Annotated in this window: 20 protein-coding genes; 12 read left to right on the forward strand and 8 right to left on the reverse strand. The window is 71.7% G+C overall.

All coding sequences use genetic code 11. The features are described 5' to 3' along the window. The first annotated feature begins 152 nt into the window (after window positions 1-152). Window positions 153-794, forward strand: coding sequence for an orotate phosphoribosyltransferase (gene pyrE / locus VMR06_RS12390; protein ID WP_325376772.1), 642 nt, complete (start codon window positions 153-155; stop codon window positions 792-794). A 58-nt stretch (window positions 795-852) separates the two neighbouring features. Continuing rightward, window positions 853-1,512: a DUF4124 domain-containing protein gene (locus tag VMR06_RS12395; RefSeq protein WP_325376774.1), complete on the forward strand. Its 660-nt coding sequence runs from the start codon at window positions 853-855 to the stop codon at window positions 1,510-1,512. Window positions 1,513-1,792: 280 nt separating this feature from the next. Here the strand turns inward: VMR06_RS12395 and VMR06_RS12400 are convergent, their stop codons facing one another. From VMR06_RS12400 to VMR06_RS12415, 4 genes are all read right to left on the reverse strand, one after another. Beyond that, window positions 1,793-4,117: a phosphomannomutase/phosphoglucomutase gene (locus tag VMR06_RS12400; protein WP_325376776.1), complete on the reverse strand. Its 2,325-nt coding sequence runs from the start codon at window positions 4,115-4,117 to the stop codon at window positions 1,793-1,795. A gap of 215 nt (window positions 4,118-4,332) precedes the next feature. Further along, on the reverse strand, window positions 4,333-4,836 hold the full coding sequence (gene dut / locus VMR06_RS12405; protein WP_325376778.1) for a dUTP diphosphatase: 504 nt from the start codon (window positions 4,834-4,836) through the stop codon (window positions 4,333-4,335). Between the two features lie 75 nt (window positions 4,837-4,911). After that, complete coding sequence (locus VMR06_RS12410) at window positions 4,912-6,552, reverse strand: FMN-binding glutamate synthase family protein (RefSeq protein WP_414648126.1); 1,641 nt, start codon at window positions 6,550-6,552, stop codon at window positions 4,912-4,914. Between the two features lie 93 nt (window positions 6,553-6,645). Further along, on the reverse strand, window positions 6,646-7,281 hold the full coding sequence (locus VMR06_RS12415; RefSeq protein ID WP_325376780.1) for a hypothetical protein: 636 nt from the start codon (window positions 7,279-7,281) through the stop codon (window positions 6,646-6,648). Between the two features lie 13 nt (window positions 7,282-7,294). On the opposite strand from VMR06_RS12415, the gene ubiA reads away from it, so the two are divergent. Beyond that, window positions 7,295-8,191 carry a 4-hydroxybenzoate octaprenyltransferase gene (gene ubiA, locus VMR06_RS12420; protein WP_325376782.1) on the forward strand — a complete coding sequence of 299 codons (897 nt, stop codon included), beginning with the start codon at window positions 7,295-7,297 and terminating at the stop codon, window positions 8,189-8,191. A gap of 21 nt (window positions 8,192-8,212) precedes the next feature. Here ubiA and VMR06_RS12425 read toward each other — a convergent pair whose 3' ends face one another. After that, complete coding sequence (locus VMR06_RS12425; protein WP_325376784.1) at window positions 8,213-9,523, reverse strand: serine hydrolase domain-containing protein; 1,311 nt, start codon at window positions 9,521-9,523, stop codon at window positions 8,213-8,215. A gap of 92 nt (window positions 9,524-9,615) precedes the next feature. Then, window positions 9,616-10,320, reverse strand: coding sequence for a ComF family protein (locus VMR06_RS12430; protein ID WP_325376786.1), 705 nt, complete (start codon window positions 10,318-10,320; stop codon window positions 9,616-9,618). Window positions 10,321-10,394: 74 nt separating this feature from the next. Here VMR06_RS12430 and bioB point away from each other — a divergent pair, with 74 nt between their 5' ends. Then, complete coding sequence (gene bioB, locus VMR06_RS12435; RefSeq protein WP_325376788.1) at window positions 10,395-11,426, forward strand: biotin synthase BioB; 1,032 nt, start codon at window positions 10,395-10,397, stop codon at window positions 11,424-11,426. A gap of 28 nt (window positions 11,427-11,454) precedes the next feature. On the opposite strand, the gene VMR06_RS12440 is transcribed toward bioB, so the two are convergent. Next, window positions 11,455-12,735, reverse strand: coding sequence for an NAD(P)/FAD-dependent oxidoreductase (locus VMR06_RS12440; protein WP_325376790.1), 1,281 nt, complete (start codon window positions 12,733-12,735; stop codon window positions 11,455-11,457). Between the two features lie 92 nt (window positions 12,736-12,827). On the opposite strand from VMR06_RS12440, the gene bioF reads away from it, so the two are divergent. The 5 genes from bioF to VMR06_RS12465 all read left to right on the forward strand — a co-directional run bounded on the left by bioF (window position 12,828) and on the right by VMR06_RS12465 (window position 17,037). After that, complete coding sequence (gene bioF, locus VMR06_RS12445; RefSeq protein WP_325376792.1) at window positions 12,828-13,997, forward strand: 8-amino-7-oxononanoate synthase; 1,170 nt, start codon at window positions 12,828-12,830, stop codon at window positions 13,995-13,997. Beyond that, the gene (locus VMR06_RS12450; RefSeq protein WP_325376793.1) at window positions 13,994-14,362 is read left to right on the forward strand and encodes a DUF7079 family protein; all 369 of its coding nucleotides are present in this window, start codon (window positions 13,994-13,996) and stop codon (window positions 14,360-14,362) included. Before bioF ends, VMR06_RS12450 begins: the two co-directional genes overlap by 4 nt. Window positions 14,363-14,423: 61 nt before the next feature. Then, the gene (gene bioH, locus VMR06_RS12455) at window positions 14,424-15,194 is read left to right on the forward strand and encodes a pimeloyl-ACP methyl ester esterase BioH (protein WP_325376794.1); all 771 of its coding nucleotides are present in this window, start codon (window positions 14,424-14,426) and stop codon (window positions 15,192-15,194) included. Further along, window positions 15,191-16,090: a malonyl-ACP O-methyltransferase BioC gene (gene bioC, locus VMR06_RS12460; protein WP_325376795.1), complete on the forward strand. Its 900-nt coding sequence runs from the start codon at window positions 15,191-15,193 to the stop codon at window positions 16,088-16,090. The genes bioH and bioC overlap by 4 nt, the downstream gene beginning before the upstream one ends. Beyond that, window positions 16,087-17,037, forward strand: a complete 951-nt coding sequence (locus VMR06_RS12465) for a multidrug resistance efflux transporter family protein (RefSeq protein WP_325376796.1) — start codon at window positions 16,087-16,089, stop codon at window positions 17,035-17,037. The genes bioC and VMR06_RS12465 overlap by 4 nt, the downstream gene beginning before the upstream one ends. 139 nt (window positions 17,038-17,176) lie before the next feature. Here VMR06_RS12465 and VMR06_RS12470 read toward each other — a convergent pair whose 3' ends face one another. Next, the gene (locus tag VMR06_RS12470) at window positions 17,177-18,112 is read right to left on the reverse strand and encodes a LysR substrate-binding domain-containing protein (RefSeq protein ID WP_325376797.1); all 936 of its coding nucleotides are present in this window, start codon (window positions 18,110-18,112) and stop codon (window positions 17,177-17,179) included. 268 nt (window positions 18,113-18,380) lie between these two features. Between VMR06_RS12470 and VMR06_RS12475 the strand changes: the two genes are divergently transcribed. The 3 genes from VMR06_RS12475 (at window position 18,381) to VMR06_RS12485 (ending at window position 25,387) form a co-directional block, all read left to right on the forward strand. Continuing rightward, window positions 18,381-21,356: a hypothetical protein gene (locus VMR06_RS12475; protein ID WP_325376798.1), complete on the forward strand. Its 2,976-nt coding sequence runs from the start codon at window positions 18,381-18,383 to the stop codon at window positions 21,354-21,356. Window positions 21,357-21,475: 119 nt separating this feature from the next. Further along, a complete protein-coding gene (locus VMR06_RS12480; protein WP_325376799.1) occupies window positions 21,476-24,646 on the forward strand; it encodes a S8 family serine peptidase in 3,171 nt (1,056 codons plus the stop codon). Between the two features lie 129 nt (window positions 24,647-24,775). Beyond that, window positions 24,776-25,387, forward strand: a complete 612-nt coding sequence (locus VMR06_RS12485; RefSeq protein WP_325376800.1) for a GNAT family N-acetyltransferase — start codon at window positions 24,776-24,778, stop codon at window positions 25,385-25,387. Window positions 25,388-25,428 lie beyond the last annotated feature (41 nt).

The raw sequence follows: 25,428 nt of genomic DNA on the forward strand, positions 1-25,428 counted from the left end.
AAAGGCGGGGGTTTTTTGTTGCCTCGCCGCCCGGCCTGCCGCAGCCACCACCCCTGCCGCCCCCAACCCGGCCTGCCGCTCCACTCCTCCCCAAGCCCTCGGACCGGCGCGAACTGCTATCTTTCTGCTTCCCCGCTGCCACAGATCGTCCCGTGCTCCCTCATCAACGTCGGTTCCTCGAGCTCGCGCTGGAGCGCCATGCGCTGCGCTTCGGCCAGTTCACGCTCAAGTCCGGGCGCATCAGTCCGTACTTCTTCAATGCCGGCCTGTTCGATTCCGGATCGGCGCTGGCCACGCTCGGACGATCCTATGCGCAGGCGGCCGTCGATTCGGGCCTGGCGTTCGACGGACTGTTCGGACCGGCCTACAAGGGCATCGCGCTGGCCGCGGTCACGGCCGCGGCGCTGGCCGATCATCACGGCCGCGACGTGCCGTATACCTACAATCGCAAGGAAGCCAAGGACCATGGCGAGGGCGGCCTGCTGGTCGGCGCGCCGCTGACTGGCCGCGTGCTGATCGTCGACGACGTGATCACCGCGGGCACCGCGATTCGCGAGTCGCTGGCGATGATCGCAGCCGCCGGCGCGACGCCGGCCGGCGTGCTGATCGCACTCGATCGTCAGGAGAAGGGCCAGGGCGAGCGCTCGGCGGCCCAGGAGGTCGCCGAGGCCTACGGCATTGCGGTCATCGCGATCGCGACGCTCGGCGATCTGCTCGCGTTCGCCGACGAACGCGCCGACCTCGCCGCCCATCGGTCCGAGCTGGCCGCCTATCGTGCGCGATACGGGGTGTGACGAGGGTTCCGCGCCGGCTCGGCGCCGTCGCCTATACTCGGCGGGTCTGGAGGTGGACATGGTGTCGTACAGGGGAATCGCGTCGACATTGCTGTGGGTATTGCTGGCGGTCGTCCAGTCGGCGGCGGCGCAGCGCTCGTCGGTGCCCGATCACAACCGCTACAAGTGGCGTGATGGTGAGGGCAAGCTGCACTACGCCGACGTGCCGACCTCCGAGGCAATTCGCCTGGGCTACGAGGTGATCAGCCCGCAGGGCATCGTGATCCGTCGCGTCGAGCGCGCCAAGACCGCCGAGGAGCTGGCCGCCGCGCGTGCCGCCCAGGCCAAGGCCCAGGCCGACCTGCAGGAGGCCGCGCTGCGCAGCCGCTCCGACTCGCAGATGCTGATCGCGTTCCCGACCGAAGCGGACCTGCAGCGGACCCAGCAGCAGCAGCTCGACCTGCTCGACCAGACGATCAAGGCCGCGCGCATCAGTCTGCGCAGTCAGGAAGGCACCTTGGCCGACCAGCTGGCGCATGCCGACGAACTCGAGCAGGCCGGCAAGCCGGTGCCGATCAACCTGACCAACCGGATCCTGGATCTGCGCGAACAGATCGACACGCATCGCAAGCTGATCGCACGCAAGGAGCAGGAACGCGTCGAGACCGCCGAGCGCTTCGAGGCCGACGCTGCGCACTACCGCAAGCTCAAGCTCGCGCAGGAAGAACAGCAGCGCTGAGGCCGCTTGGCGCATTGGGCCGACCGTTCTCCTGAGCGCGGCATCGATGCCGAATGCCGCCATCGACCGAATCCCGAGGTTTCGCCGCATACGCAGCGGGTCGACCCTGGCGTATGCGCCGCGACGTCGCGTTCGAATCGCCGATCGGCTCTCGCCGACGCCATGACCCCCGGCGACGAGCGCTCAGGCGGCGATGAATGAAATCCTCGTCATCGCCTGAGCCGCCTGAGCCGCCTGAGCCGCCTGAGCCGCCTGAGCGTCGGACCGCCCGGCACCCCGCTCAGAACGGCAGCTTGAGCTCCGGCTCGATCGCCAGCAGCTGCGTGCGGAACGCATCCTGGATGCGCCGCAGCGCATCGGCGCTGTCGGCATCGAAACGCAGTACCAGCACCGGCGTGGTGTTCGACGCCCGCACCAGGCCCCAGCCGTCCGGCCAGTCGGCGCGCACGCCGTCGATCGTCGTCAGGCGCGCGCCGTCGAAGACGGCCTTGCTCTGGAACGTGGCGATGAACCGGTGCGTCTGGCCCTCCTGCATCGGAATCTTGAGCTCGGGCGTCGAGACGCTGTTCGGCAGCGCATCGAAGATCTCCTTCGGCGTGCGCTCCTCGAGGTCGCCGGCGAGGATCTCCATCAGCCGCGCCGCGGCGTAGATGCCGTCGTCGAAGCCGTACCAGCGTTCCTTGAAGAAGAAATGGCCGCTCATCTCGCCGGCGAGCTCGGCGCCGGTGTCGCGCATCTTCGACTTGATCAGCGAGTGGCCGGTCTTCCACATCAGCGGCACGCCGCCGTTCTGCAGCACGTTCTGCTGCAGCTTGCCGGTGCACTTGACGTCGTAAATGATCGTCGCGCCCGGTACGCGCGTCAGCACGTCGGCCGCGAACAGCATCAGCAGGCGGTCGGGGAAGATCACCTCGCCGGTCTTGGTCACGACGCCGAGCCGGTCGCCGTCGCCGTCGAACGCGAGGCCGACGTCGGCATTGGTGTTCTTCACGGTCAGGATCAGATCCTGCAGGTTGTGCAGTTCCGACGGGTCCGGATGATGGTTCGGGAACGTGCCGTCGACGTCGCAATACAGCGGCATGACCTCGCAGCCGATCGCCTCGAGCACTGGCGGGGCGATCGCGCCGGGCACGCCGTTGCCGCAGTCGACGACGACCTTGAGCCGGCGCTGCACCTGGATGTCGTCGGCGATCCGGTCGATGTACTCGCGGGTGACGTCCAGGCTTTGCAGGCCGCCGCTGCCGTCGACGTAGTCCTCGTCGCGGATGCGCTCGTACAGCTTCTGGATCGCCGCCTCGGCCAGCGTCTCGCCGCCGAGCACGATCTTGAAGCCGTTGTAGTCGGGCGGGTTGTGGCTGCCGGTCACGGCGACGCCGGATCCGGTATTGAGGTGGTAGCACGCGAAATAGACCACCGGCGTCGGCGCCAGGCCGATGTCGATGACGTCCAGACCGCTCGCGCGCAGGCCCTCGATCAGCGCGGCGGAAAGTTCAGGGCCCGACAGCCGGCCGTCGCGGCCGACGACGATCTCGCTCAGGCCGCGCGCGCGCGCCTCGCTGCCGATCGCGCGGCCGATCGCGCGCGCCACGCTGCGCGTCAGCGTCTGGCCGACCACGCCGCGGATGTCGTAGGTCCGGAAAATGCTCGGATCGGCCCAGCTGTCCTCGGCTGCCGGATTCGGCGCGGCTGCCGCCGTGGCGGGAGCCGCCGGGACCGATGCCGGGAGCTCCGGCTTGGGCTGCTGCTTGATGACGTCGGACAAAAGCGTACTCTCCTCAGAATGGGGTTGGCGGCGCAGCAGGCCCATCGCTCGCTCGATACCGGCCTTGCGCAGCCACAGCGCGGCCAGTCCGCCGAGCAGGCACAGCAGCGTCAGCGCCGAAACCAGCAAGGGTGACCGAGGCACCGTTATGAAATAGTTCGGCGGCGCCTTGCCGATGCGCAGGTCCGAGCCGGCGATCGGCTGGCCGGCATCGGCCAGCCCGCTGGCCTCGCCTTCGCCGATCGCGCGCAGAAGCTGGTCGCTGCGGCCGTCGCCCTGGCGCAGCTCCAGGCGCGCGCCGACCAGCGGCGCGGCCGAGAAGCGGTCGAGCAGCTCCTGCGCGGGCCACTCGGCCAGCAGATAGGCCCGGGTCGGTTCGCCGGACTGGCCGCCGACCGGCCAGACCTGCAGCAGCACCGGCGGTTTGCCTTTCTCCTGGCGCAGCGCCGCGACGGTCGGGGCGGCATCGGACTGTGCGCGCATCAGCAGGGCCGCCCGCGCGTAGCCGACGGCGGCGAGGTCGTCGACCAGCACCGAGCCCAGCGCGGCGTCGTAGAAGCGCACCGTACCGACGTCCGACACCGAGGCCTTCAGCAGGCCCGTTGCCATGTTCAGGTCCGGCACCGGCGATTCGAACAGGCGCGCGAGCGGCGGGCTGGCCAGCGCCGACTCGATGTCGCGCCGCCGCTCGGCGATCTGCTTGCCGAACTCGGCGACCAGTTCGCTGCGCAGGCGATCTGCGGCCTCCGATCCACTGCGTTCGCGCATGATCAGCCAGGTCTGCCAGGCCAGGAATCCGGCCAGGACGAACAATGCGGTCGCGGCCGCCACGCCGAGCAGCACGCGGGGATCCGGACGGTACCGCAGACGCGGCAGTCGCCGCCTGGCCTTAGCTGGTTCTTCGCTGCCCATGCTCCCCTCCCCGGACTCCGGAGCCGGCGCTGCCGGCCGCTCCGGTATCGCCTCAGTGTGCCCCGCTGACCTGGCCGGTTCCGAGACCGGCCCGGCATCCATCGCCGGCCATTCTACTGCTCCGGCCGTGCCGGTCGAACGCGCGATCAGGCCGGCGCGCTGCCGACGCCGGTCGAGCCGAAGCCGCCGAGGCCGCGTTCGCTGCTGTCGGAGAATGTCGACACCAGCGTGAACCGCGGACGCAGCACCGGGACGAACAGCATCTGCGCGATGCGATCGCCCGGCTCGATCGTGATCGCGGCATCGGCCAGGCCCGCCGGATTGCGATTCCAGACGCTGACGAAGCACTCGGCCATGTAGTCGGCGTCGACGATGCCGGTGCCGTTGCCGAGCACCAGCCCCTTCTTGTGACCCAGGCCCGAGCGCGCGACGATCATCGCGCACAGGTGGTCCGAATTCATGTGCATCGCGATGCCGGTCGGGATCAATACGGCCGGCGCCTGCGGCTCGATCCGCAGCGGCGCCTCGACGCAGGCGATCAGGTCGATCGCGGCTGCCTGCGCGCTCTGGTAGCGCGGCAGACCCCACTGATGCAGGCGTTCGTCGAGAACGCGGATTTCGATCGTCGGTTGGGCCGATTCGGGCGTCACGGGAGGCAGTCCTGACAGAAGGGCGAGCCCCGGATTAGACCACGACCGCCGCCCCCGGCATCGCCGCTCGGCGCATCAGCGCAGCTTGCTCCAGCGCAGCTCCGATATGCCCGGCGGCGGGCTGAAGCTGTCGGGACGCGCCTCTTCCCAGAAGCGCTGGAACACGGCGTGCCCGGGCACCTGCTCGAGCAGCTCGCCGGGCCGGACGAACGGGTAGAGCGTCGCCAGCGAGCGGACTTCGTTGCCGGACACGCGACGGATGATGTGCTCGGGACCGAGCTCGCCCGGATGATGCAGCCCGGCCGCGGCGACCAGTTCCTTGAGCGCGTGCAGCGTGCCCTGATGGAAATTCCTGACGCGCTCGGCCTTGTCGGACACCGCCAGCGATTTCCAGCGCCGCGGATCCTGCGTGGCGACGCCGGTCGGGCAGTGATCGGTATGGCAGGCCTGCGACTGCAGGCAGCCCAGCGCGAACATGAAGCCGCGCGCGGCATTGCACCAGTCCGCGCCGAGCGCGAGCGTGCGCGCGATGTCGAACGCCGTGATGATCTTGCCGGCCGCGCCGATGCGGATCCGGTCGCGCAGGCCGAGGCCGACCAGCGTGTTGTGCACCAGCAGCAGCGCCTCGCGCAGCGGCGCGCCGACGTGATCGGCAAACTCCATCGGCGCCGCGCCGGTGCCGCCTTCGCCGCCGTCGACGACGATGAAGTCCGGCCGGATGCCGGTGCTGACCATGGCCTTGGCGATGCCGAACCACTCCCAGGGATGGCCGATCGCGAGCTTGAAGCCGGTCGGCTTGCCGCCCGACAGCGTGCGCAGCTGCGCGACGAAGCGCAGCAGGCCCTCCGGCGTGTCGAACGCCGAATGGCGCGCCGGCGAGACGCAGTCCTCGCCCTCCGGCACGCCGCGCGTCAGCGCGATCTCGCGCGTGACCTTGGCCGCCGGCAGCACGCCGCCGTGGCCCGGCTTGGCGCCCTGCGAGAGCTTGATCTCGATCATCTTGACCTGCGCCAGCTGCGCGCGCTCGACGAAGCGCTCGGCACTGAACACGCCGGCGCGCTCGCAGGCGCCGAAGTACCCCGAGCCGAGCTCCCAGACGATGTCGCCGCCGTTCTCGCGGTGATACGAGGACAGCGAGCCTTCGCCGGTGTCGTGATAGAAGCCACCGCGGCGCGCGCCCTCGTTGAGCGCGCGGATCGCGTTCGGCGACAGCGAGCCGAAGCTCATCGCCGAAATATTGAATACGCTGGCCGAATACGGCTGCGTGCAGTCGGTGCCGCCGACCGGTACGCGGAAGTCGTGCCCATCGATCAGGGCCGGCGCCATCGAATGGTTGATCCACTCGTAGTCGCCGCGATAGACGCCGCGCTCGGTGCCGAACGCGCGCGTCTCCAGCTCGCGCTTGGCGCGCTGGTAGACGATCGCGCGCTGATCGCGCGAGAACGGTACCTCGTCCTCGTCCGATTCGACGACGTACTGGCGCATCATCGGCCGCACCGCCTCGAACAGATAGCGCAGCCGGCCGATGATCGGATAGTTGCGACGCAGCGTGTGCCGCACCTGGATCAGGTCGTAGACGCCCAGTGCCGTCAGCAGCGCACCGACCGCGGCCAGCACGCGCCAGCCGATGCCGTGCGTCCAGCCGGCGAGTCCGGCGATCAGCGCGGCGATCGCCAGCGCGAAGCACAGGTAACGCAAGGGAAGGAGGCGTGTCACGGCTGGAATCCGATCGGTTCTGGCAGCCGCGGAGGATAGCCCAAACGCCGCTGCGGCCCGTGTGCTGGCGCGTGTCGGATCCGGAGCGAAGCCCTACACTTGCCGCATGGAAGACACCCCGCCACCACCACCGAAGCGGCCGCGCGCGCCGCGCCGCGCGACGTCCTCGCCGGTCGTGACGCCGGCCGCGACCGACGCGGCGCCGACCGAGGCGCCGGCTCCGCGCAAACCGCGTACACGTGTCGCGCCGGCTGCCGATGCGGCCACGCCGGCGCCGATTGCGGCAGCGGGCGAAGTCGCGGACGCGCCGCGCCGCCGCGCTGCGCCGCGCGCGCGCGGCAGCGGCGAGGCAGCGGCCGATGGGGCGCCCGCGCGCCGCGTCGCTGCGCCACGCAACCGCCGCGGCGAGCCGGCATCGACCGATCGATCCGAACCGTCCGCAACACGGCCCGCCACGGCGACACCGGACCCGCCGCGCCCTGCCGTGCGCCGTCCGCCGGCTGCGTCGGCGCGCATCGCGCAGCCGACGCAGCCGACGCAGCCGACGCAGCCGACGCAGCCGGCGCAACCGGCGCAACCGGCGCGTGGCGCGACGATCGCCGCGCCGCGCGCGCCCGCACCCGGGCCGACGCGACCGGCCCGCGAGATCGAGCCGCCTTGGGTACGCGCGCAAGCGGCGCCGGCTGCGCCGCCGTCTTCGGCCGACCGGCAGCCGGCCGATACGTCCACGCGCTCGCAGCGCGTGATCGATGTCCTGATCGGGTACCTGCCCGAGCGCCATCGTGCGCGCATCCGCGAGTACCTGGTCCTGATGCGGATGGATCGGCCGATCGGCGCGCTGCTGCTGCTGTGGCCGACCTGGTGGGCGCTATGGTTCGCCGCCGGCGACTTCCCGCCGGTCGGCCTGCTGGTGATCTTCACGCTCGGCGTGTTCGTGATGCGCGCGGCCGGCTGCGTCATCAACGACTATGCCGATCACGACTGGCTCGACGCGCGCGTCGAGCGCACCCGCGGCCGGCCGATGGCGGCCGGTCGGGTCTCGCGCAAGGAAGCCCTGCTGCTGTTCGGCGGTTTGCTCGTGCTCGCGTTCGCCCTAGTGCTGTTCACGAACCGGCTCACGATCCTGCTGTCGTTCGTCGGTGCGGCGCTGGCGGCGATCTATCCGTTCACCAAGCGCGTCACCCACCTGGCCCAGGTCGTGCTCGGCGCGGCGTTCGGCTGGTCGATCCCGATGGCGTTCGCGGCCGTGACCGGCACGCTGCCGCCGCTGTGCTGGCTGCTGTTCCTCGCCAACGTGCTGTTCTCGGTCATCTACGACACCGAGTACGCGATGGTCGACCGCGACGAGGACATCCGCGTCGGTGCGCGCTCGACCGCGATCCTGTTCGGCGATGCGGACCTGCCGATCCTCGGCGTACTGATGGTGACGTTCGTGTTCGCGATGCTGCTGGCCGGCACGCGCGCGGCGCTGGCGTGGCCGTACTTCGCCGGCCTGGCCGCGGCCTCGTGCCTGTTCGCGTGGCAGCAGTGGACGATGCGCGAGCGTGCGCGCGAGCGCTGCCTGGCCGCTTTCCGAAACAACAACTGGGTCGGCTTCGTGCTTTGGGCCGGCCTGCTGCTGGCCCTGGCGATCGGCTGACCAAGCGGCGCGCCGCATCGGTCAATCGAAGCCGTCGCGCATCAGCGTCGGCAGTACCTGCGGGAACAGGTCGTGCGCCGGCCAGCTCGAGACCTGGCCGTAGGCGGCCCAGATCGCGGTGTCCATCGCATTGGTCGTGTCGTCCGGATTGTTCTCGTTGCGGCGGTTCAGCAGGATCACGATCGAGAAGCCGTTGCGGTAGCGCACGATGTAGCTGGCTGTCGACGGCAGGCTGCCGGCATGGAACGTCGTGCGGCCTTGCGCGCCGTAATCGCGCACCGACCAGCCGCTGGCGTAGTAGTAGCTGCCGGGCGTATAGGGCAGCGGAAAATTCTGCGGCAGCGCGAACATGCGGTCGAGCGAGGTCTGATCGAGGATCGCGTCCGGCGCGTTCGGCGCGTCCAGATTGGTCATCCAGCGCAGCAGCTCCGGCGCCGAGGCGACCCAGCCGCCATAGGCGTCCATCGTGTCCTGGTTGATCGAGCCGCCGTACTCCCATGGCCGCAGCGTGCCGCTGTCGTCGATCACGCTCGTGGCCTGTCCGCCGGAGTAGTAGGCGACCTCGCCGGGTGCGCGCTCGTCCTGGCGCGCGCGCGCCAGACGCAGGTTCCACAGGCCGATCGGGTTCAGCACGCGTCGTGCGTAGCGCTCGTACGGCATGCCGCTGGCGGCTTCGATGACGCGGCCGAGCAGCTTGTAGCCGTAGTTGCTGTACTGGTACGTGGTTCCGGGCGTCGAGGCCAGCGCCACGCCGCTCTGGTAGCGGATCACGTCGGCGTGCGAGACCGGCAGCGCGATGCCCAGACCCTGCGCGACGATGCGATCGCGGAACACCGGGTCGTAGCCGAGCGTGGCCGGATCGCCGAAGCCGCCGAGCATCTCGAGCAGGTTGCGCACGGTCACCGTCGCCAGGCGCGGGTCGGCGCTCGTGCCGGGCCGCGGCGTCAGGTCCACGTACTGGCCGATCGTGTCGTCGAGCGCGAGCGCGCCGTCCTGGATCAGGCGATTGACCAGGGTCGAGGTGATCGGCTTGCTGCAGCTGGCGATGCGGAACAGCGAATCGGGCTGGGTGACGATGTCCGCAGGCCCCGGATTCAGCGAATAGCCGCGCGCGAACACGAGCCGGCCCTGCCAGGCAACCGCCAACGCGCCGGACGGCACGTTGCGCGCGGTCATCAGCTGCTGCATCTGCTGGTCGAATGCGGCCAGCGACGGCACCTCGACGCCGGTGACGGTCCATTGCGCATGAACCTGAGCCGGTGCGGCGGTCATGAATGCGGTCAGCGCGACGCACCAGATGCCGTGCAACAGGGATTGACGGATGGACGACATGGAGCAGCTCCTTCGACGAGTCGTGTCGGTGAAAGGCGTGAAACGATGCCGAATAGGCTCACCAGGCGCCGCGAGAGCGAGGGCAGCGTGCCTCACGGTGCGCGCGCCAGTGCCCAGACGTCGACGCGCTCGACGCCGGCCGCGCGCAAGACGCGCGCGCATTCGCCGAGCGTGGCGCCGGTGGTCATGACGTCGTCGAGCACCGCCACGTGGGCCGGCAGCGTGTGACCCGGCCGCAGCGCGAGCGCGCCGCGCAGATTGCGCCGCCGCGCCGCGCCGTCCAGGCCGGTCTGCGCGCTCGTCGCGCGCCGGCGCGCGAGCGCGTCGGGCGCGAACGGCAGGCCGAGCGCGCGCGCCAGCGGCCGCGCCAGCTCCAGCGCCTGGTTGTAGCCGCGCCGGCGCAGCCGGCCGGCATGCAGCGGCACGCACAGCAGTGCCTGCGGTCGCGCGGGCGGGTCGCGTTCGAAGCGCGCGATCATCAGCTCGGCCAGCACGCGGCCAGCGGCCAGATCGCCGCCGAACTTGAAGCGCGTCTCGAGCAGGTCGAGCGGATGCGCATAACGGAACGCGGCCCAGGCCGCATCGAACGGCGGCGGCCGGCGCACGCAGGCGCCGCAATGCGTGGCCGCGGCCGGCAGCGGCAGCGCGCAGCGTGCGCAGCAGGCGGTATTGGCCGGCATGTCGTCGCGGCAGCCGGCGCACAGGTCGCGGCCGTCGGCGCCGGCATCCGCGCAGAGCAGGCAGCGCGGCGGCAGCGCGAGCCGCAGCAGGCGGCCCCACAGGCCGTCAACTTTCATCGTCGGTCTCAAGTTGACAGCGCTCCGTGCCGGCCTCCAGACTCGCGGCCCACTGTACCGGAGCCGGAAGCCGCATGTCCGCCACCCTGCGCCACGACTGGACCCTCGAGGAAACGATCGCGTTGTTCGAGCGGCCGTTCGCCGACCTGCTCGATCAGGCCCATCAGGTCCATCGCGCGCATCACGACGCCAATGCGGTGCAGGTCTCGACGCTGCTGTCGATCAAGACCGGCGGCTGTCCGGAGGACTGCGCGTACTGCCCGCAGAGCGCGCGCTACGCGACCGGCGTGCAGGCCGAGAAGCTGATGGCGCTGCCGGCCGTGGTCGCCAAGGCGCAGCAGGCGCGCGAGGCCGGCGCGACGCGCTTCTGCATGGGCGCGGCCTGGCGCTCGCTGAAGGATCGCGACGTCGAGAAGGTCGCCGCGATCGTCGGTGCGGTCAAATCGCTCGGCATGGAGACCTGCGCGACGCTCGGCATGCTGACCGGCGATCAGGCGCGCCAGCTCAAGGCCGCAGGCCTGGACTACTACAACCACAATCTCGATACCGCGCCGGACTTCTACGGCGACGTGATCTCCACGCGCGCGTACCAGGACCGCCTCGACACGCTGTCGCACGTCCGCGACGCCGGCCTCAAGACCTGCTGCGGCGGCATCGTCGGCATGGGCGAATCGCGCGCGCAGCGCGCCGGCCTGCTGCGCACGCTGGCGACGCTGCCCGAGCATCCGCAGTCGGTGCCGATCAACCGCCTGGTCCAGGTCGAGGGCACGCCGCTGGCCGGCACCGCGCTGCTCGATCCGTTCGAATTCGTGCGCACGATCGCGGTCGCGCGGATCCTGATGCCGGCCTCGATGGTGCGGCTGTCGGCCGGCCGCTCCGAGATGAACGACGAGCTGCAGGCGCTGTGCTTCTTCGCCGGCGCCAACTCGATCTTCTACGGCGAGAAGCTGCTGACCACCGGCAATCCGGACGTCGAGGCCGATCGCGCGCTGTTCGCACGGCTCGGCATCCATCTGCTCGAGGTCGAGCTCGCCGACGGCCACCACGGCGGCAGCACCGTGCACGCCGACCTCGTCGAGCCTTGCGGCGTGGACGCGGCGGCCTGAGGTTCCGGCCGGCGCCGCCGGCGCGGCGTCAGTGCAGCTTGAGGCGGCCCGATACGCGCCGTTGCAGCAGCCGCGCCAGCGCCAGCACGACCGTATTGCCGGTGCCGAGGATCGCGCGGTGGTGATTCAGATGCAGCGATATGTACATCCACTTGGCGATCAGACCCTCGACGAAGAAGTTCGGGCCGCCCAGGCCGCCCATCAGCGAGCCGACGCCGCGGTTCTCGCCGAGCGAGACCAGCGAGCCGAAGTCGCGATAGACGAACGGCGCGTCGTGGTCGCGCTCGCGCCGCCGCGCCAGCAGCAGCTTGGCCAGATAGTCCGCCTGCTGATGCGCGGCCTGCGCGCGCGCCGGCACCCATTTCTCGCCCCACGGACAGGCCGCGCAGTCGCCGAGCGCGTACAGATCCGGCGCGCCGGTGCGCAGATGGTCGTCGACGACGAACTGGTTGGCGCGGTTGACCGGCAGGCCGAAATGCGCGTTCGCATCGGCGGCCTTGATGCCGGCCGCCCAGACGATCAGGTCGGCCGGAATCTCGCCGCCGGCGGTGACCAGCCGATCGGCCTTGACCTCGGTCACCGGCGTCGCGGTCAGCACGCGCACCTGTTTGCGTTCCAGCGCCAGCTGCGCCTGCGCCGAGATCTTCTCGGGCAGGCCGGCCAGGATCCGCGGCGCGGCCTCGACCAGGGTGATGTCGAGCCGGAACCGCTGCTCGGCGCGAAAGCCCTCCTGCAGCAGGCTATGCGCTTCGAGCAGCTCGGCCGACAGCTCCACGCCGGTCGCGCCGGCGCCGACGATCGCCACGCCGAGGCTGCGGTGATCGGCGAACGCCGCGCGCGTGAACGCGGCCAGCAGGTGGCGCTGGAAGCGCTCCGCGTCGCGGGCGCGTTCGAGCACGTAGGCGTGTTCGGCCGCGCCCGGCGTACCGAAGAAGTTGGACCCGCTGCCGAGCGCGAGCACCGCATGCGTGTAGCTGATCGTGCGCTCGGGCACCACCTCGCGGCCGTCCTCGTCGCGCATCTGGCCGAGCGTCAGGCGCTTGGCGCGCGGGTCGAGCCCGGTCAGTTCGCCCGGCGAATAGCTGAAGTGGTTGCGCCGCGCCAGGATCATGTACGACAGGCCCTCCTGGTGCGCGTCGAGCGTGCCGGCGGCTACTTCGTGCAGGGTCGGCTTCCAGATGTGGAAGACCGAGCGGTCGATCAGCAGCACGCTGGCCGGCCCGTCGCGGCGGCCGAGCGCGCGGCCGAGCCGGGCCGCCAGTTCGAGGCCGCCGGCGCCGCCGCCGACCACGACGATGTCGTAATGCATGGACGCCGCTCCGGGAGGGATGCAGCGGCCAGTCTACTGGCTTTGCGCGGCGCGCCCAGGCCGTCGCCGGATTCCCGTAGCGAGATGCCGCGATGAGACGGACCGATCCGATCGCACGCCTGGCCGCGGCCCAGGCCGAACGCGCGCAGGCCGCCCTGCTGCGGCGGCTGCGCAGCGTCGAGGCGATCGACGGCACCGCCCTGGTGATCGACGGCCGCCGCCTGACCGGCTTCGCGAGCAACGACTATCTCGGCCTGGCCGCGCACCCGGAACTGATCGAGGCGCTCGCCGGCGCCGCGCGGCAGTGGGGTGTCGGCGCCGGCGCGGCGCATCTGCTCGGCGGACATCGCGAGGTCCATGCCGCGCTCGAATCCGATCTGGCGCAGTGGACCGGCCGCGAGCGGGCGCTGCTGTTCTCGACCGGCTATCTCGCCAATCTCGGCACGCTGCAGGCGCTGCTGCAGCCGGGCGATCTGTGCGTGCAGGACAAGCTCAACCATGCCTGCCTGCTCGACGGCGCGCGGCTGTCCGGCGCGACGCTGCGGCGCTACCGCCACGGCGACGTCGCCGTGGCCGAGCGCCAGCTCGGTTCCGATCCGGCCGCCGCGGCGCTGCTCGCGACCGACGGCGTCTTCAGCATGGACGGCGACGTCGCGCCGCTGCCGGCGCTGGCGGCCGCATGCGATGCGCACGGCGCCGTGCTGATGGTCGACGATGCGCACGGCATCGGCGTGCTCGGCCCGGATGGCGCCGGCAGTCTGGCCGAGGCCGGCATCGGCCAGGACCGCGCGCCGGTGCTGATGGCCACGCTCGGCAAGGCGCTCGGCGTCGGCGGTGCCTTCGTCGCGGGATCCGCCGCGCTGATCGACGGCCTCGTGCAGTTCGCGCGGCCGCACGTCTACACGACCGCGCCGCCGCCGGCGCTCGCAGCGGCGACCCGGGTCGCGGTGCGCCTGGCGCGCGAGGAAGGCTGGCGCCGCGAACGCCTTAGTGCGCATGTCGCGCATTTCCGCGAAGGCGCCGCGAATCGCGGACTGACGCTGGCCGATTCGCGCACGCCGATCCAGCCGGTCCTGGTCGGCGCCAGCGACGCGGCGCTGACCGCCGCCCGGGCGCTGGAGACGGCCGGCTTCTTCGTACCGGCGATCCGCCCGCCGACGGTGCCGGCCGGTAGCGCGCGGCTGCGCGTCACGCTGACCGCCGCGCACGCGGCCGACGAGGTCGAGCGCCTGCTCGATGCGCTGCAGGCGGTGCTGCGATGAAGCCGGCGGCCGGCGACGTCGAGGCGCGCGCGGCGGTCTGGCTGGCGTACTCGCGGCTGTATCTGGACACCGACTACCGCCGCGAGGTGCACGCAGCCGCACGCGACGCCGCTGCCTCCGCCTATACGGAGGCCGAGCTGCGCGCGATCCTGCTGCACGAGGTGCATCCGATCCTGCGCAGCAACTTGGTTGCGACCGCCGGCGTCTGGGACGGCTTCGATCCGGCCTGGCTTCGCGCGGCGATCCTGCGCCGCTCGCGGCGGCCGCGCTGGCTGCGCTTGGACGGCTGCCTGCGCAGGCAGGCCGAGCATCTGTGGCGGCTGCTCGCGCCGCGCATCCGCCGCCTGCGGGCAGCGGCAGGCTGATGCGAACGACCGCGCCCGCCCGAGCAACCGCGACTTCCCGATTCCTTTCCTACGATCCCTCATGCATATCGACACCATCGGCCACGGCCCCGACCTCGTCCTGATCCACGGCTGGGCCATGCACGGCGGCATCTTCGCGCCGCTGACCGAGCGGCTCGCGCAGCGCTGCCGCTTGCACCGGGTCGATCTGCCCGGTCACGGCGCGAGCCGCGACTACGCCGCCGGCGCACTCGAGCCGGCCGCCTGCGCGCAGGCGATCGCCGCGGCGACACCGCCGGCGGTCTGGCTGGGCTGGTCGCTCGGCGGCCTGGTCGCGCTGCGCGGCGCGCTCGACCGGCCCGATGCGGTGCGCGGCCTGGTCGCGATCGCGGCCAGTCCGCGCTTCGTCGTCGGCCCCGAATGGCCGCACGGCGTCGAGCCGGACGTACTGCGTGCGTTCGCCGACGGCCTCGGCCGCGACTACCACGCGACGATCGAGCGCTTCCTCGCGCTGGAGACGCTCGGTTCGCCCGATGCGCAGCAAGAGCTGCGCGCATTGCGCCAGCAGGTATTCGCGCGCGGCGAGCCGGACGCCGCCGTGCTCTGCGACGGGCTGGACATCCTCGGCCGCACCGACCTGCGCGCGGCGTTGCCGGCGCTCGCCGTGCCGAGCCTGTGGATCGCCGGCCGCCGCGACCGGCTGATCCCGGCCGCGGCGATGCGCTGGTCGGCCGGGCAGGCGCCGGCCGGGCGCTATCTCGAGCTGCCGGCCGGGCACGCGCCGTTCCTGAGCGATCCGCAAGCCGTCGCCGATGCCGTCGCCGACTTCGTCGACGCACAGGTGCGCGCATGAGCGGGCCGGACGACGGCGGACCGTTCGATCGCGCGCACGTGCGCCGCGCGTTCGGCCGCGCCGCGGCCACCTACGAGGCGCATGCCGTGCTGCAGGCCGAGGTCGAGTCGCGACTGCAGGAACGCCTCGACGGCCAGCCGCTGCAGCCGGCCGTCGTGCTCGACGTCGGCAGCGGCACCGGCCGCGGCACCGCGCAGCTGCGCCGCCGCTACAGCAAGGCGCAGGTGATCGCGCTCGATCTCGCGCTGCCGATGCTCAAGGCCGCGCGCCGCCATGCCGGCTGGCTGCGGCCGTTCGCGCGCGTGGCCGGCGACGCGCAGGCGCTGCCGCTGGCCGATGCCAGCGTCGACCTGATCCACTCCAGCCTGTGTCTGCAGTGGAGCGGCGATCTGGCCGCCGTCTACGACGAGTTCCGGCGCGTGCTCAGGCCCGGCGGCCTGCTGCTGTTCAGCACGTTCGGGCCGGAGACGCTGTTCGAACTGCGCGAGGCGTTCTCGCGCGTCGACGATCATCCGCACGTCAGCCGCTTCCTCGATCTGCAGACGATCGGCGACGGCCTGCTCGCGGCCGGATTCCGCGACCCGGTGCTCGAGCGCGATCTGTTCACGCTGACCTATGCCGACGCGCTGACGCTGATGCGCGAGCTGCGCGCGATCGGCGCGACCAATGCCGACATCGGGCGCAGCCGCGCGCTGACCGGCAAGGCGCGGCTGCAGGCCGCGATCGCCGCCTACGAGACGTTCCGCCGCGACGGCCGCCTGCCGGCGACCTACGAGGTGATCTACGCGCAGGCGTTCGCACCCGATGCCGGGCAGCCGCGCCGCACACGCGGCGGCGACCTGGCCAGCTTCCCGATCGAGCGCCTGCGCGGCAGCCGCCGGACGCGCACGCCGTGACGCGCGCCCGCGCCCTGGCCGCGATCGGCGTCGCGCTGGTGTCGGCGCTGTTCTTCACGGTGACCTACGTGCTGAACCGGCTCGCCGCGACCAGCGGCGGCCACTGGGCGTGGACGGCGGCGCTGCGCTATCTGATCACGCTGCCGCTGCTCGCGGCCGTGCTGCCGTTCGCCGGCGGCCTCGGCGGCCTGCGCGCGGCGATCGTCCGCCATCCCGGCATCTGGCTGCTGTGGAGCCTGGTCGGCTTCGGCCTGTTCTGCGCCTGCCTGACCTATGCCGCGGCCAGCGGTCCGTCGTGGCTGGTCGCCGGCAGCTTCCAGATCACCGTGATCGCCGGCCTGCTGATGTCGCCGCTGATCTACGAGGACGCGCGCCGGCGCATTCCGCTGCCGGCGCTGGCGGCCGGCCTGGTCGTCGTCGCCGGCGTGCTGCTGATGCAGATCGACCATGCCGACGGCCGGCTCGACCGCGCCGCGTGGATCGCGCTGGGCTGCGTCGTCGTCGCCGCATTCGCCTATCCGCTCGGCAACCGCATGCTGATGCTTCATCTGGAGCGCACCGGCCAGCATCTGACCACGCTGCAGCGCGTGTTCGGCATGACGCTGATGAGCCAGCCGGCCTGGCTCGTGCTGTCCGGCTGGGGCTGGCTGCAGGCCGGGCCGCCGTCGGCGGTGCAGACGCTGTCGGCGGCCGGTGTCGCGCTCGCGTCCGGCGTGGTCGCCACGCTGCTGTTCTTCGCGGCGACCGAATGGGTGCGCGCGGATCCGACCGCGCTGGCCGCGGTCGAGGCGATGCAGGCCGCCGAGCTGCTGTTCGCGACCGTGCTCGGCGTGCTGCTGCTCGGCGAGGCCTGGCCGCTCGGCCGCGCGCTCGGCGGCGCCTGCCTGATCGTCGCCGGCATCGTCGCGTTCTGCCTGATCAGCGGCCGGCGCCCGGCGGCGCCTTAGCGACCGCAACGCTGCGCGGACGACCGCGACCGGCACGGCACGCGCCGCGAGCCGCAGCGGCCGGTCCCGCGCGGCCGATCATGTCGCGTCGGCGTCCAGCGCGATGCGCGTCCGCGCAGCGCTCCGGCCGGCCGGGACTTCAGGCCGCGACGTGCGCGGCGCCGGCGTGGATCGTCGGCCAGACCTCGTCGAACCAGCGCCTGGTCTCCTCGACGAAGACCATCTGGATCGCCGCCAGCGCATTGCGCGCCTTCTGCGCGATCACGATCCGCTGCAGCGGCAGCGGATCGGCGATCGGCCGGCGCAGCAGCGGCCGGCCGTCGTAGCTGAAGTCGCCGTACGGGCGCGAGTACGCCAGCGCGACGCCGAGCCCGTTGGCGACCATCGCGCGCTGCAGCTCGAACGATCCGGTGCGGATCGCCTGCGCCGGGCGCAGGTTGCACAGATGGAACAGCTCCAGCACGTGCTGCCAGCTCTGCGCCTGGTCGGTCAGGATCAGCGGTTCGCCGGCCAGTTCGGCCATCGTCACGCTGGCCCGCTCCGCCAGCGCATGACCGGCCGGCAGCAGCGCCTGCGGCGCGAGCTCGCAGAGGATCGTCGCGGTCGAGCTCGCCGGCAGGCCGAGGTCGTAGCTGATCGCCAGGTCGATCGCACCGTCGTCGAGATGGCGGCCGATCGTGTCGAAGCCTTCCTCGCGCACGACCACGTCGATCGCCGGACAGCGGCGGCGCAGCCGCGCCAGGATCGACGGCACGCAGTACGGCGCCAGATCCTCGAAGCAGCCCAGCACCAGTTCGCCGCGCAGGCCGCTGTCGGCATCGGCGAGGGTCTCGAGCGTTTCCGCATCGGCCAGCAGCTGGCGTGCCTTGGCCATGACGACGTGGCCGAACGCGGTCAGCGACACGCCCGATCCGCGCTGGCGCACGAACACCGGCTTGCCGAAGTGTTCCTCGATCTGCGTGATCGCCATCGAGATCGACGGCTGCGACACGTGTAGCACCTTGGCCGCCGTCGTGACGTTGCCGTAGCGTGCGGCCGCCTGTGCATAGCGCAATTGTCGCAGCGTCAGGCTCATCGGATTTCCTGATGGCGCAGGCAGGATTTAAATATTTTACATCCCGTCATCATGCCGACATTGTGCAGCAACGAGGACTACATCGGATAGCCGGCTAAACGTCTATCTGCCCATATACGAAAGTCGGGGTGCACCCGCGGATCTCGCATCCGGCCGGGATCACCGCCCGGCACACGTGACGGCGGCCGGATCAGCCGCCGCTGGGCCCTCCGGCTGCCGGGAGCGCCCGGCCGACTCCGCTTACCGACTCCCCGGGAGAACCGTTGTCATGAACCGTTTCTCGTTTGTCCGCTTCGCCGCATTGGCCGCCGCGCCGGTGCTGCTGCTGGCGCTGGCGGCTGCACCGCCGGCGAGCCATGCCACCGTGTCCACGTCCGCCGCGCCCGCCGGTGCCGATCTCACGCTGACCCTGACGCTCGCGCCGTACCAGGGCGACCCCGATGTCTGCGGCACGGCCACCGAGATCGAGGCGACCACCGGCGAGCAGGTGCTGCTGTGCTACTCGCTGACCAACAACGGCACGACGACGCTGACGCATCAGTCGCTCGAGGACAGCCTCGACGGCACGATCCTGGCGTACGAGCCGATCACGCTGGCGCCGGGCCAGACCCACCGCCGCGTGCGCACGATCGTCGCCAGCGGCGACACCCAGCGCACGGCCACATGGCGCGGCTACGCCTCGCTGCCGCGCTACAGCTATGCCGACACCGGCGCGTCCGGCTTCGTCGACATCGCCGCCACCGGCACGCGGATCGGCTTCGACGCCGCACCGGATCTGGCCGCCTACGCCAGCGAGTTCCCGCTGCGCTTCTACGGGCGCACCTCCTCGGCGCTGTGCGTCAGCAACGACGGCGTCATGCTGTTCGACGATCCGGACTGCCTGTCGCCGCAGGCCGGCTCCACGCCGGACTATGGCTATGCCTACAACGAGCCGCTGCCGGTCGACGTCGGCTTCGGCCGCATCCTGGTGCCGACCGTGATCGCGCCGATGTGGTCGGACCTCGATCGTGAACCCGGCGGCGTCTACGCGCAGACGCTCGGCAGCGCCCCGAACCGTCGCCTGATCGTGCAGTGGAACGATCTGGGCACCAGCATCGCCAGCACGACCACGGCGCGCTTCCAGGTCATCTTCGAGGAAAGCAGCGACACGATCCGCTTCGAGTACGCCGACACCGCGTTCGGCAACGAAGCCGACCACGGCGCGTTCGCGACCGTCGGCCTGCAGGGCGATCCGGCTGGTCTGTACACGCAGTATTCGTTCCGCGAGCCGTCGCTGGCGCCGGGCCGGTCGATCGTCTGGAGCTACGTGCCGGAAATCGGCGGCACCGCCGCCGGCAACACGGTGCGCGTCGATGCGGGCATTCCCGAGATCGCGGTGGCGCCGGCGGCGCTGTCGGCCGTGGCCGGTCCCGGCGCGAGCGTGACGCGGACGCTGACGATCGACAACGTCGGTGCGCGCGATCTGGCCTGGAACCTCGGCGAGGCGCCCGGCGGCACCACTGCGCATTTCCCGCGCACGCCGCGCTACGTCGCGCCGCCGATCGGCGGCGCCAACGAGGCGCTGCCGGGCTCGCTGGCCTCGACGTACGCCGGCACTGTGCGACTGCCGTGGCTGCCGGGCCAGCGGCCGCTCGCGCCGAACGGCAGCCTGCCGTTCTACGGCACCAGCCCGATCGCCGGCTTCCTCGGCTTCGACGGCGCCGATCCGACCGGCACCTTCAGCATCATCAATGCCGACGTCGACACCTGGTACTTCGGCACCGAGTTCATCGGCAACGACTTCACCAAGCTCTACGTGATCGTCTACGACAGCTGGACCTACCCGCCGGGCACCTACGGCACGATCGACGTCGCCACCGGCGCGTTCACGCAGCTCGGCCGCATCACCGGCGGCGACAGCTGGACCTGGAGCGGCCTGACCCAGGATCCGCTGACCGGCACGGTCTACGCGATCAACAGCAACGACGGCCTGTTCGCCAAGCTCTACACGATCGACCTCGCCAGCGGCCGCGCGACCAAGGTCGGCGACATCACCGGTCCCGGTCTCAATCCGCCGTACTCGATCCACACGCTGGCGATCTCGCCGGGCGGCCTGATGTACGGCATCGATCTGTACGGCCAGATGTTCGTCGCGATCGACAAGAAGACCGGCCAGGCGCGGCCGATCGAGACGCTCGGCCTGCAGCTGGCCGGCTTCCAGGATCTGGAGTTCGACCAGCAGACCGGCGTCCTCTACTACTCGGCCGCCTACGTCAATTCCAGCGGCGTGACGGTCGGCGAACTGCGCCGCATGGATCCGCTGAGCGGCCTGTCGACGCCGATCGGCAGCTACCCGCCGACCGGCGGCTTCCCGGGCACGCAGGTCGGCACGATCGCGCTGGCCAAGCCGGCCGTCGGCTGCGCCGCCCCCGGCGACGTGCCATGGCTGACGGCGACGCCGACCTCCGGTTCGATCGCGGCCGGCGCGCCCGGTCAGTCGGTCACGGTGACGTTCGACGGCACCGGCCTGGCGCCGGGCCGCTACCAGGCATCGATCTGCGTGCACAGTACCGACCCGCGCAAGCCCGACGTCGCGGTGCCGGTCAGCTTCATCGTCTCCGACGCGGTGCTCTACGACCAGAGCGTCACCGACACGCCGCTGCGCGCGTTCAACAACACCGTCGTCGCGCCGACCGTGGTGACCGGCATGTCGTCCGAGGGCGCCGACGACTTCGTCGTGACCGCCAGCGACGGCTGGCGCGTCTCCGGCTTCAACTTCACCGCCTACAGCACCAGCGGCACGTTCCCCTCGCACGTGAACCTGCGTGTCCACGCCGACGACGGCAGCGGCCATCCCGGCGAGGAGATCGTCTGCCTGGCGCCGCGCGTGCCGGCTTTCGTGCTCGACCAGCCGGCCAACCAGATCGGCGTCTGGCTCGATGCGCCGTGCGTGCTCGATGCCGGCACCTACTGGGTGGTGTGGTCGTTCGCCGACGTCGACGTCTCCTCGCCGGTGATCGGCCTGTGGGGCCAGACCACGCTGCAGCAGAACCAGCCGGCGGTCTGGCGCAATCCGGGCGGTCAGCTGAGCGCCGCATGCACGGCCTGGTCGACGTTCGCGCAATGTCCGGACCAGTTCGACGCCAGCGCGCGCGACTTCGGCTTCTCGGTCTACGGCCGCGTGTTCGACGTCTGCGAGGACACGCTGTTCGCCGACGGCTTCGAGACCACGGCCGGTGCCTGCCGCGCAGGACCGCGCGACTGAGGCATCGCCGGAAAAGGGGCGTCACGCCCCTTTTCCGCCGGCGCCGGCCGATGCGCCGTTCCGGTCGTGGCGTCCCTGTGCGCCGCGGCCTCACCTACACACGATCGGGAATTGCACACGTGCGTGACACCTTTCGAACGACGCTGCTCTTCGCCGCGGTGCTGTCCGCGATCGGCACGGCGCCCGCGCGCGCGGCCGACGCCGATGCGCTGCGCAGCTATCTGATCCGCTACGCCGAGCCCGGCCTGTTCGCAGCGCGATCCGGCGCCGCCGCACCGCGCACGGAAGCCGCGATCGGGCAGGCGCGCGCCGAACTGGTGAGCGCGCAGCATGCCCATGCGCAGACGATGCGCGCCGCGCTGGGCCGCACGCCGGTCGTCACGCATCACTATCTGGCCAGCCACAGCGGCATCGCCGCCCAGCTGACGCCCGCCGAAGCCGAACGCGTGCGCAGCCTGGCCGGCGTCGCCGAGGTGCGGCCGGACGGCGTGGAGTATCTGGACACGTTCCGCACGCCGGCCTTCATCCGCGCCGACGCGGTCTGGAACGGCGTCGCCGTGCCGGGTCTGCCGGGCAGCCGCGGCGAGGGCACCGTCGTCGCGGTGATCGACACCGGCATCACGCCGGGCCATCCGTCCTTCGCCGACGACCCGAGCTGTCCGGCCGACGGAATCGGCGCCAAGCTGCTGAGCTACGTCGATTGCAGCACGACCGACGAGAACGGACGCTGCAACGGTACCGAGCCGCTCGACGGCGTCGGGCACGGCACCCATACCGCGGCCACCGCGGCCGGCAGCTTCGTGCCGGCCGACGGCGACCGGCCCGCCGTCTCCGGCGTCGCGCCGTGCGCGCACATCCGCGCCTACAAGGCCTGTCCGGGACTCAGCTGCACGTTCTCGGGCATCTATGCCAGTCTCGACAACATCCTGCTCGACGGCGACGTCGACGCGCTCAATTTCTCGATCGCCGGCGGCAGCGATCCGTGGAACGATCCGGACCGCGTCAAGCTCGACCTGGTCGCCAACGGCATCTTCGTCGCGGCCTCGGCCGGCAACACGACGCCGTCGCAGCCGTATCCGGTCGGCCGCGTCAATCATCTCGGCCCCTGGGTCACGACGGTGGCCGCGACCACGCACGACGTCTGGGCCGACGGCCTGCTCGACGTCGCCGATGCCGCCGCGCCGCCCGACCTGACCGATATCCAGCTCTACAAGACCAGCGACGCGCCGAACCTGACGGCGCGCACCGGTCTGCCGATCCGCCACTACGACGCGCAGCCGGCGATGTTCGAAGGCTGCAGCGCCGGGCTCGAGGGCGCGCCCGCCGATCTGCCGGCGTTTCCGCCCGGCTACTTCGCCGGCGCCGCTGCGCTGCTGCGCAACGCCGGCTGCGCGCCGGCCACGCAGATCGCCAATGCGGTCGCGGCCGGCGCCGAGCTCGTGCTGATCCGCGCGACGCCCTCGCTCGGCGCGGTCGAGCTGCAGACGCAGGGCCAGCCGCCGGTGCCGGCCTACGGCATCACGCTCGATGCCGGCGAGGCGCTCGCGGCGCATGTCGCCGCACAGGCCGACGTGCGCATCGATGTCGTCCCGGTGCAGGGCGACGCGCTCGGCGTGTTCTCGCTGCGCGGCCCGACGCCGGGCGTCTACCGCGATCTGACCAAGCCCAATCTCGCCGCGCCGGGCGTGCGCATCTTCGCCGCTTCGAGCCAGCCGCCCGGCTATGCGACCTACGACGGCACCTCGATGGCCTCGCCGCACGTCGCCGGCGCCGCCGCGCTGGTGCGCAGCGTCCGCCCGGACTGGACCGTGCCCGAGATCGCATCGGCGCTGATGACGACGGCCAAGGCCGCCGGCGTCGACGACACCTGGGCGCACGGCTGGACCTGGGACCAGGTCGGCAGCGGCCGCATCGACGTGGCCGCCGCGGTCGGCGCCGGACTGCTGCTCGACGAGAGCGTCGACCATTTCCTGGCCGCCGACCCGGCCGACCCCGGCCTCGACCTGCGCGATCTGAACCTGCCGTCGCTGCGCGACACCGACTGTGCGCCGAGCTGCACCTGGGTGCGCGGCCTGCGCAGCGCGCTCGACGCGGCCGGCGAATGGACCGTCAGCGTCGAGGCGGCGACGCCCGGTCTGCAGATCCAGGTGTCGCCGATGACGTTTGCACTGGCCGCCGAGGCGGCCGGCGCAGGCGTTGCCGATCGTCTGTTCGCCGACGGCTTCGATCCGGCCAGTCCCGGCCGCGACCAGATTCTCGCGATCACCGCGACGCCGCCGCCCGACGGCGCGCTCGCGTTCGGCCGCGTGATCCTGACCGAGACCGGCGGGCGCGCGCCGCCGCAGCATCTGACCGTCGTCGCGGCCGGGCGCCAGGCCGGCAGCGGCCGTCCGCAGATCGCGACGCTGCCGGCGGCGGTCACCGCGCGCGCGTCGGCGGCCGGCGGCCTCGTCAGCCAGACGCTGACCATCGCCAACCACGACAGCGGCGATCTGACCTGGGCGCAGACGCTCGAGCATCACGCCGACCTGCTCTGGGACCAGGCGCCGAGCGGCAGCACCGGCGTACGTTCGAGCCGTTCGACGACCCAGAACGGCGGCGTCTACACGGCCAACGACTTCCGCCTGCGCGCGCGCACCACCCTGACCACGATCCGCACGCCGGGCCTGGCGATGGCCGCGGCGCTGACCAGCCAGCCGGTCACCTGGGCGATCTATCCGGACGACGCCGGCGCGCCGGCCGGCGATCCGGAGCTGCGCCCCGGCAACGCGATCTGGACCTATACGACGCCGGCCGACGGTCCCGGCGTGACGATCGAGGACGGCACCATCACGCTCGATCTGGCCGCCGCCGGCCAGGACGTGGATCTGCCGGCCGGCGTCTACTGGCTCAGCGTGTTCCCGACCTATGCCAACGCGGTGACCGGCACCGCCGCGCACTGGCGCTGGCTGCAGGCCACGCGCGCCGACCTCGGCGCCCAGCTGATCTCGCCGGTGATCTACGGCGTTTCGGCCTGGTCGCCGATCAGCGTGATCGGCGTGTCGTTCGACGACACCGCGTTCTCGATCGAGGGCCGCATCGGCGGCAGCGGCATCGATTGCGCGGCACCGTGGCTGCAACTGGCGCCATCGTCCGGCGAGGTGCCCGGCAGCAGCGCGCGGCAGGTCGCGCTGCGCATCGATCCGCGCCAGCTCGCGCCCGGGACGCATACGGCCAGCCTCTGTATCGACAGCAACGATCCGTACCAGCCGACGCTGATCGTGCCGGTGACGCTGACGGTCGATCCCTGAAATGACCGATCTGCGATCGCCCCGGCCCGCCCGTGCGGCGGGCCGGCCGGCGTGCCCGCCCGCCTTTTTCGTGACCGGCTCCGCGGCAGGCCGTGCTTGCGCCGCGTGCCGAGGAACCTGCGCTTCTGCATGAACAGCATCACCGACACGATCGCCGCGCCCGAACCGGCCGCCCGGCCGGTGTGCCGCCTGCGCCACGCCCGGCACGAGGACGCGGCCGAGCTCGCCGCGTTCGCGGCGCGCACGTTCGAGGACACCTACGGCCACGACATGCCCGGCCGGATCGCGCCCGAACACATTGCCCTGCATCTGGCGACCGCGTTCGGACCGCAGCAGCAGGCCGCCGAGCTCGCCGATCCCGGTGTCGTCACCGTGCTCGCCGATTGCGATGGCCGCCTGGCCGCCTATGCGCAGGTGCGGCGTGCGGTCGTGCCGCCGTGCGTCGGCGGGCGAGCGCCGGTCGAGCTGCACCGGCTCTACGTCGACCGTCGATGGCACGGCTCGGGCATCGGCCAGCAGCTGATCGCCGAGGTCTTCGCGATCGCCAGCAGCCGCTTCGGCGGCGCCACGCTGTGGCTGAAGGTCTGGGAGCGCAACGCGCGCGCGATCGCGTTCTACGCCAAATGCGGCTTCGCCGACGTCGGCATCGCCGACTACTTCGTCGGCGGCGATCGCCAGACCGACCGCGTGCTGGTGCGGCCGCTCGACCGGCAGACGGCCGAGCGGCCGGTGTCGGGCTGAGGCGGCGGCGTCACGTCCGCTGCGGTCTCGACCTGAGATCG

The sequence above is a fragment of the Dokdonella sp. genome, assembly GCF_035511235.1.
GTDB lineage: Bacteria > Pseudomonadota > Gammaproteobacteria > Xanthomonadales > Rhodanobacteraceae > Dokdonella.

Excerpts from the sequence above, each read along its gene's own strand:
- VMR06_RS12395 (WP_325376774.1), top strand. The coding sequence starts at position 853 with ATGGTGTCGTACAGGGGAATCGCGTCGACATTGCTGTGGGTATTGCTG.
- VMR06_RS12425 (WP_325376784.1), bottom strand. The coding sequence starts at position 9,523 with ATGTCGTCCATCCGTCAATCCCTGTTGCACGGCATCTGGTGCGTCGCG.
- VMR06_RS12430 (WP_325376786.1), bottom strand. The coding sequence starts at position 10,320 with ATGAAAGTTGACGGCCTGTGGGGCCGCCTGCTGCGGCTCGCGCTGCCG.
- bioB (WP_325376788.1), top strand. The coding sequence starts at position 10,395 with ATGTCCGCCACCCTGCGCCACGACTGGACCCTCGAGGAAACGATCGCG.
- VMR06_RS12440 (WP_325376790.1), bottom strand. The coding sequence starts at position 12,735 with ATGCATTACGACATCGTCGTGGTCGGCGGCGGCGCCGGCGGCCTCGAA.
- bioF (WP_325376792.1), top strand. The coding sequence starts at position 12,828 with ATGAGACGGACCGATCCGATCGCACGCCTGGCCGCGGCCCAGGCCGAA.
- VMR06_RS12450 (WP_325376793.1), top strand. The coding sequence starts at position 13,994 with ATGAAGCCGGCGGCCGGCGACGTCGAGGCGCGCGCGGCGGTCTGGCTG.
- bioH (WP_325376794.1), top strand. The coding sequence starts at position 14,424 with ATGCATATCGACACCATCGGCCACGGCCCCGACCTCGTCCTGATCCAC.
- bioC (WP_325376795.1), top strand. The coding sequence starts at position 15,191 with ATGAGCGGGCCGGACGACGGCGGACCGTTCGATCGCGCGCACGTGCGC.
- VMR06_RS12470 (WP_325376797.1), bottom strand. The coding sequence starts at position 18,112 with ATGAGCCTGACGCTGCGACAATTGCGCTATGCACAGGCGGCCGCACGC.
- VMR06_RS12475 (WP_325376798.1), top strand. The coding sequence starts at position 18,381 with ATGAACCGTTTCTCGTTTGTCCGCTTCGCCGCATTGGCCGCCGCGCCG.
- VMR06_RS12485 (WP_325376800.1), top strand. The coding sequence starts at position 24,776 with ATGAACAGCATCACCGACACGATCGCCGCGCCCGAACCGGCCGCCCGG.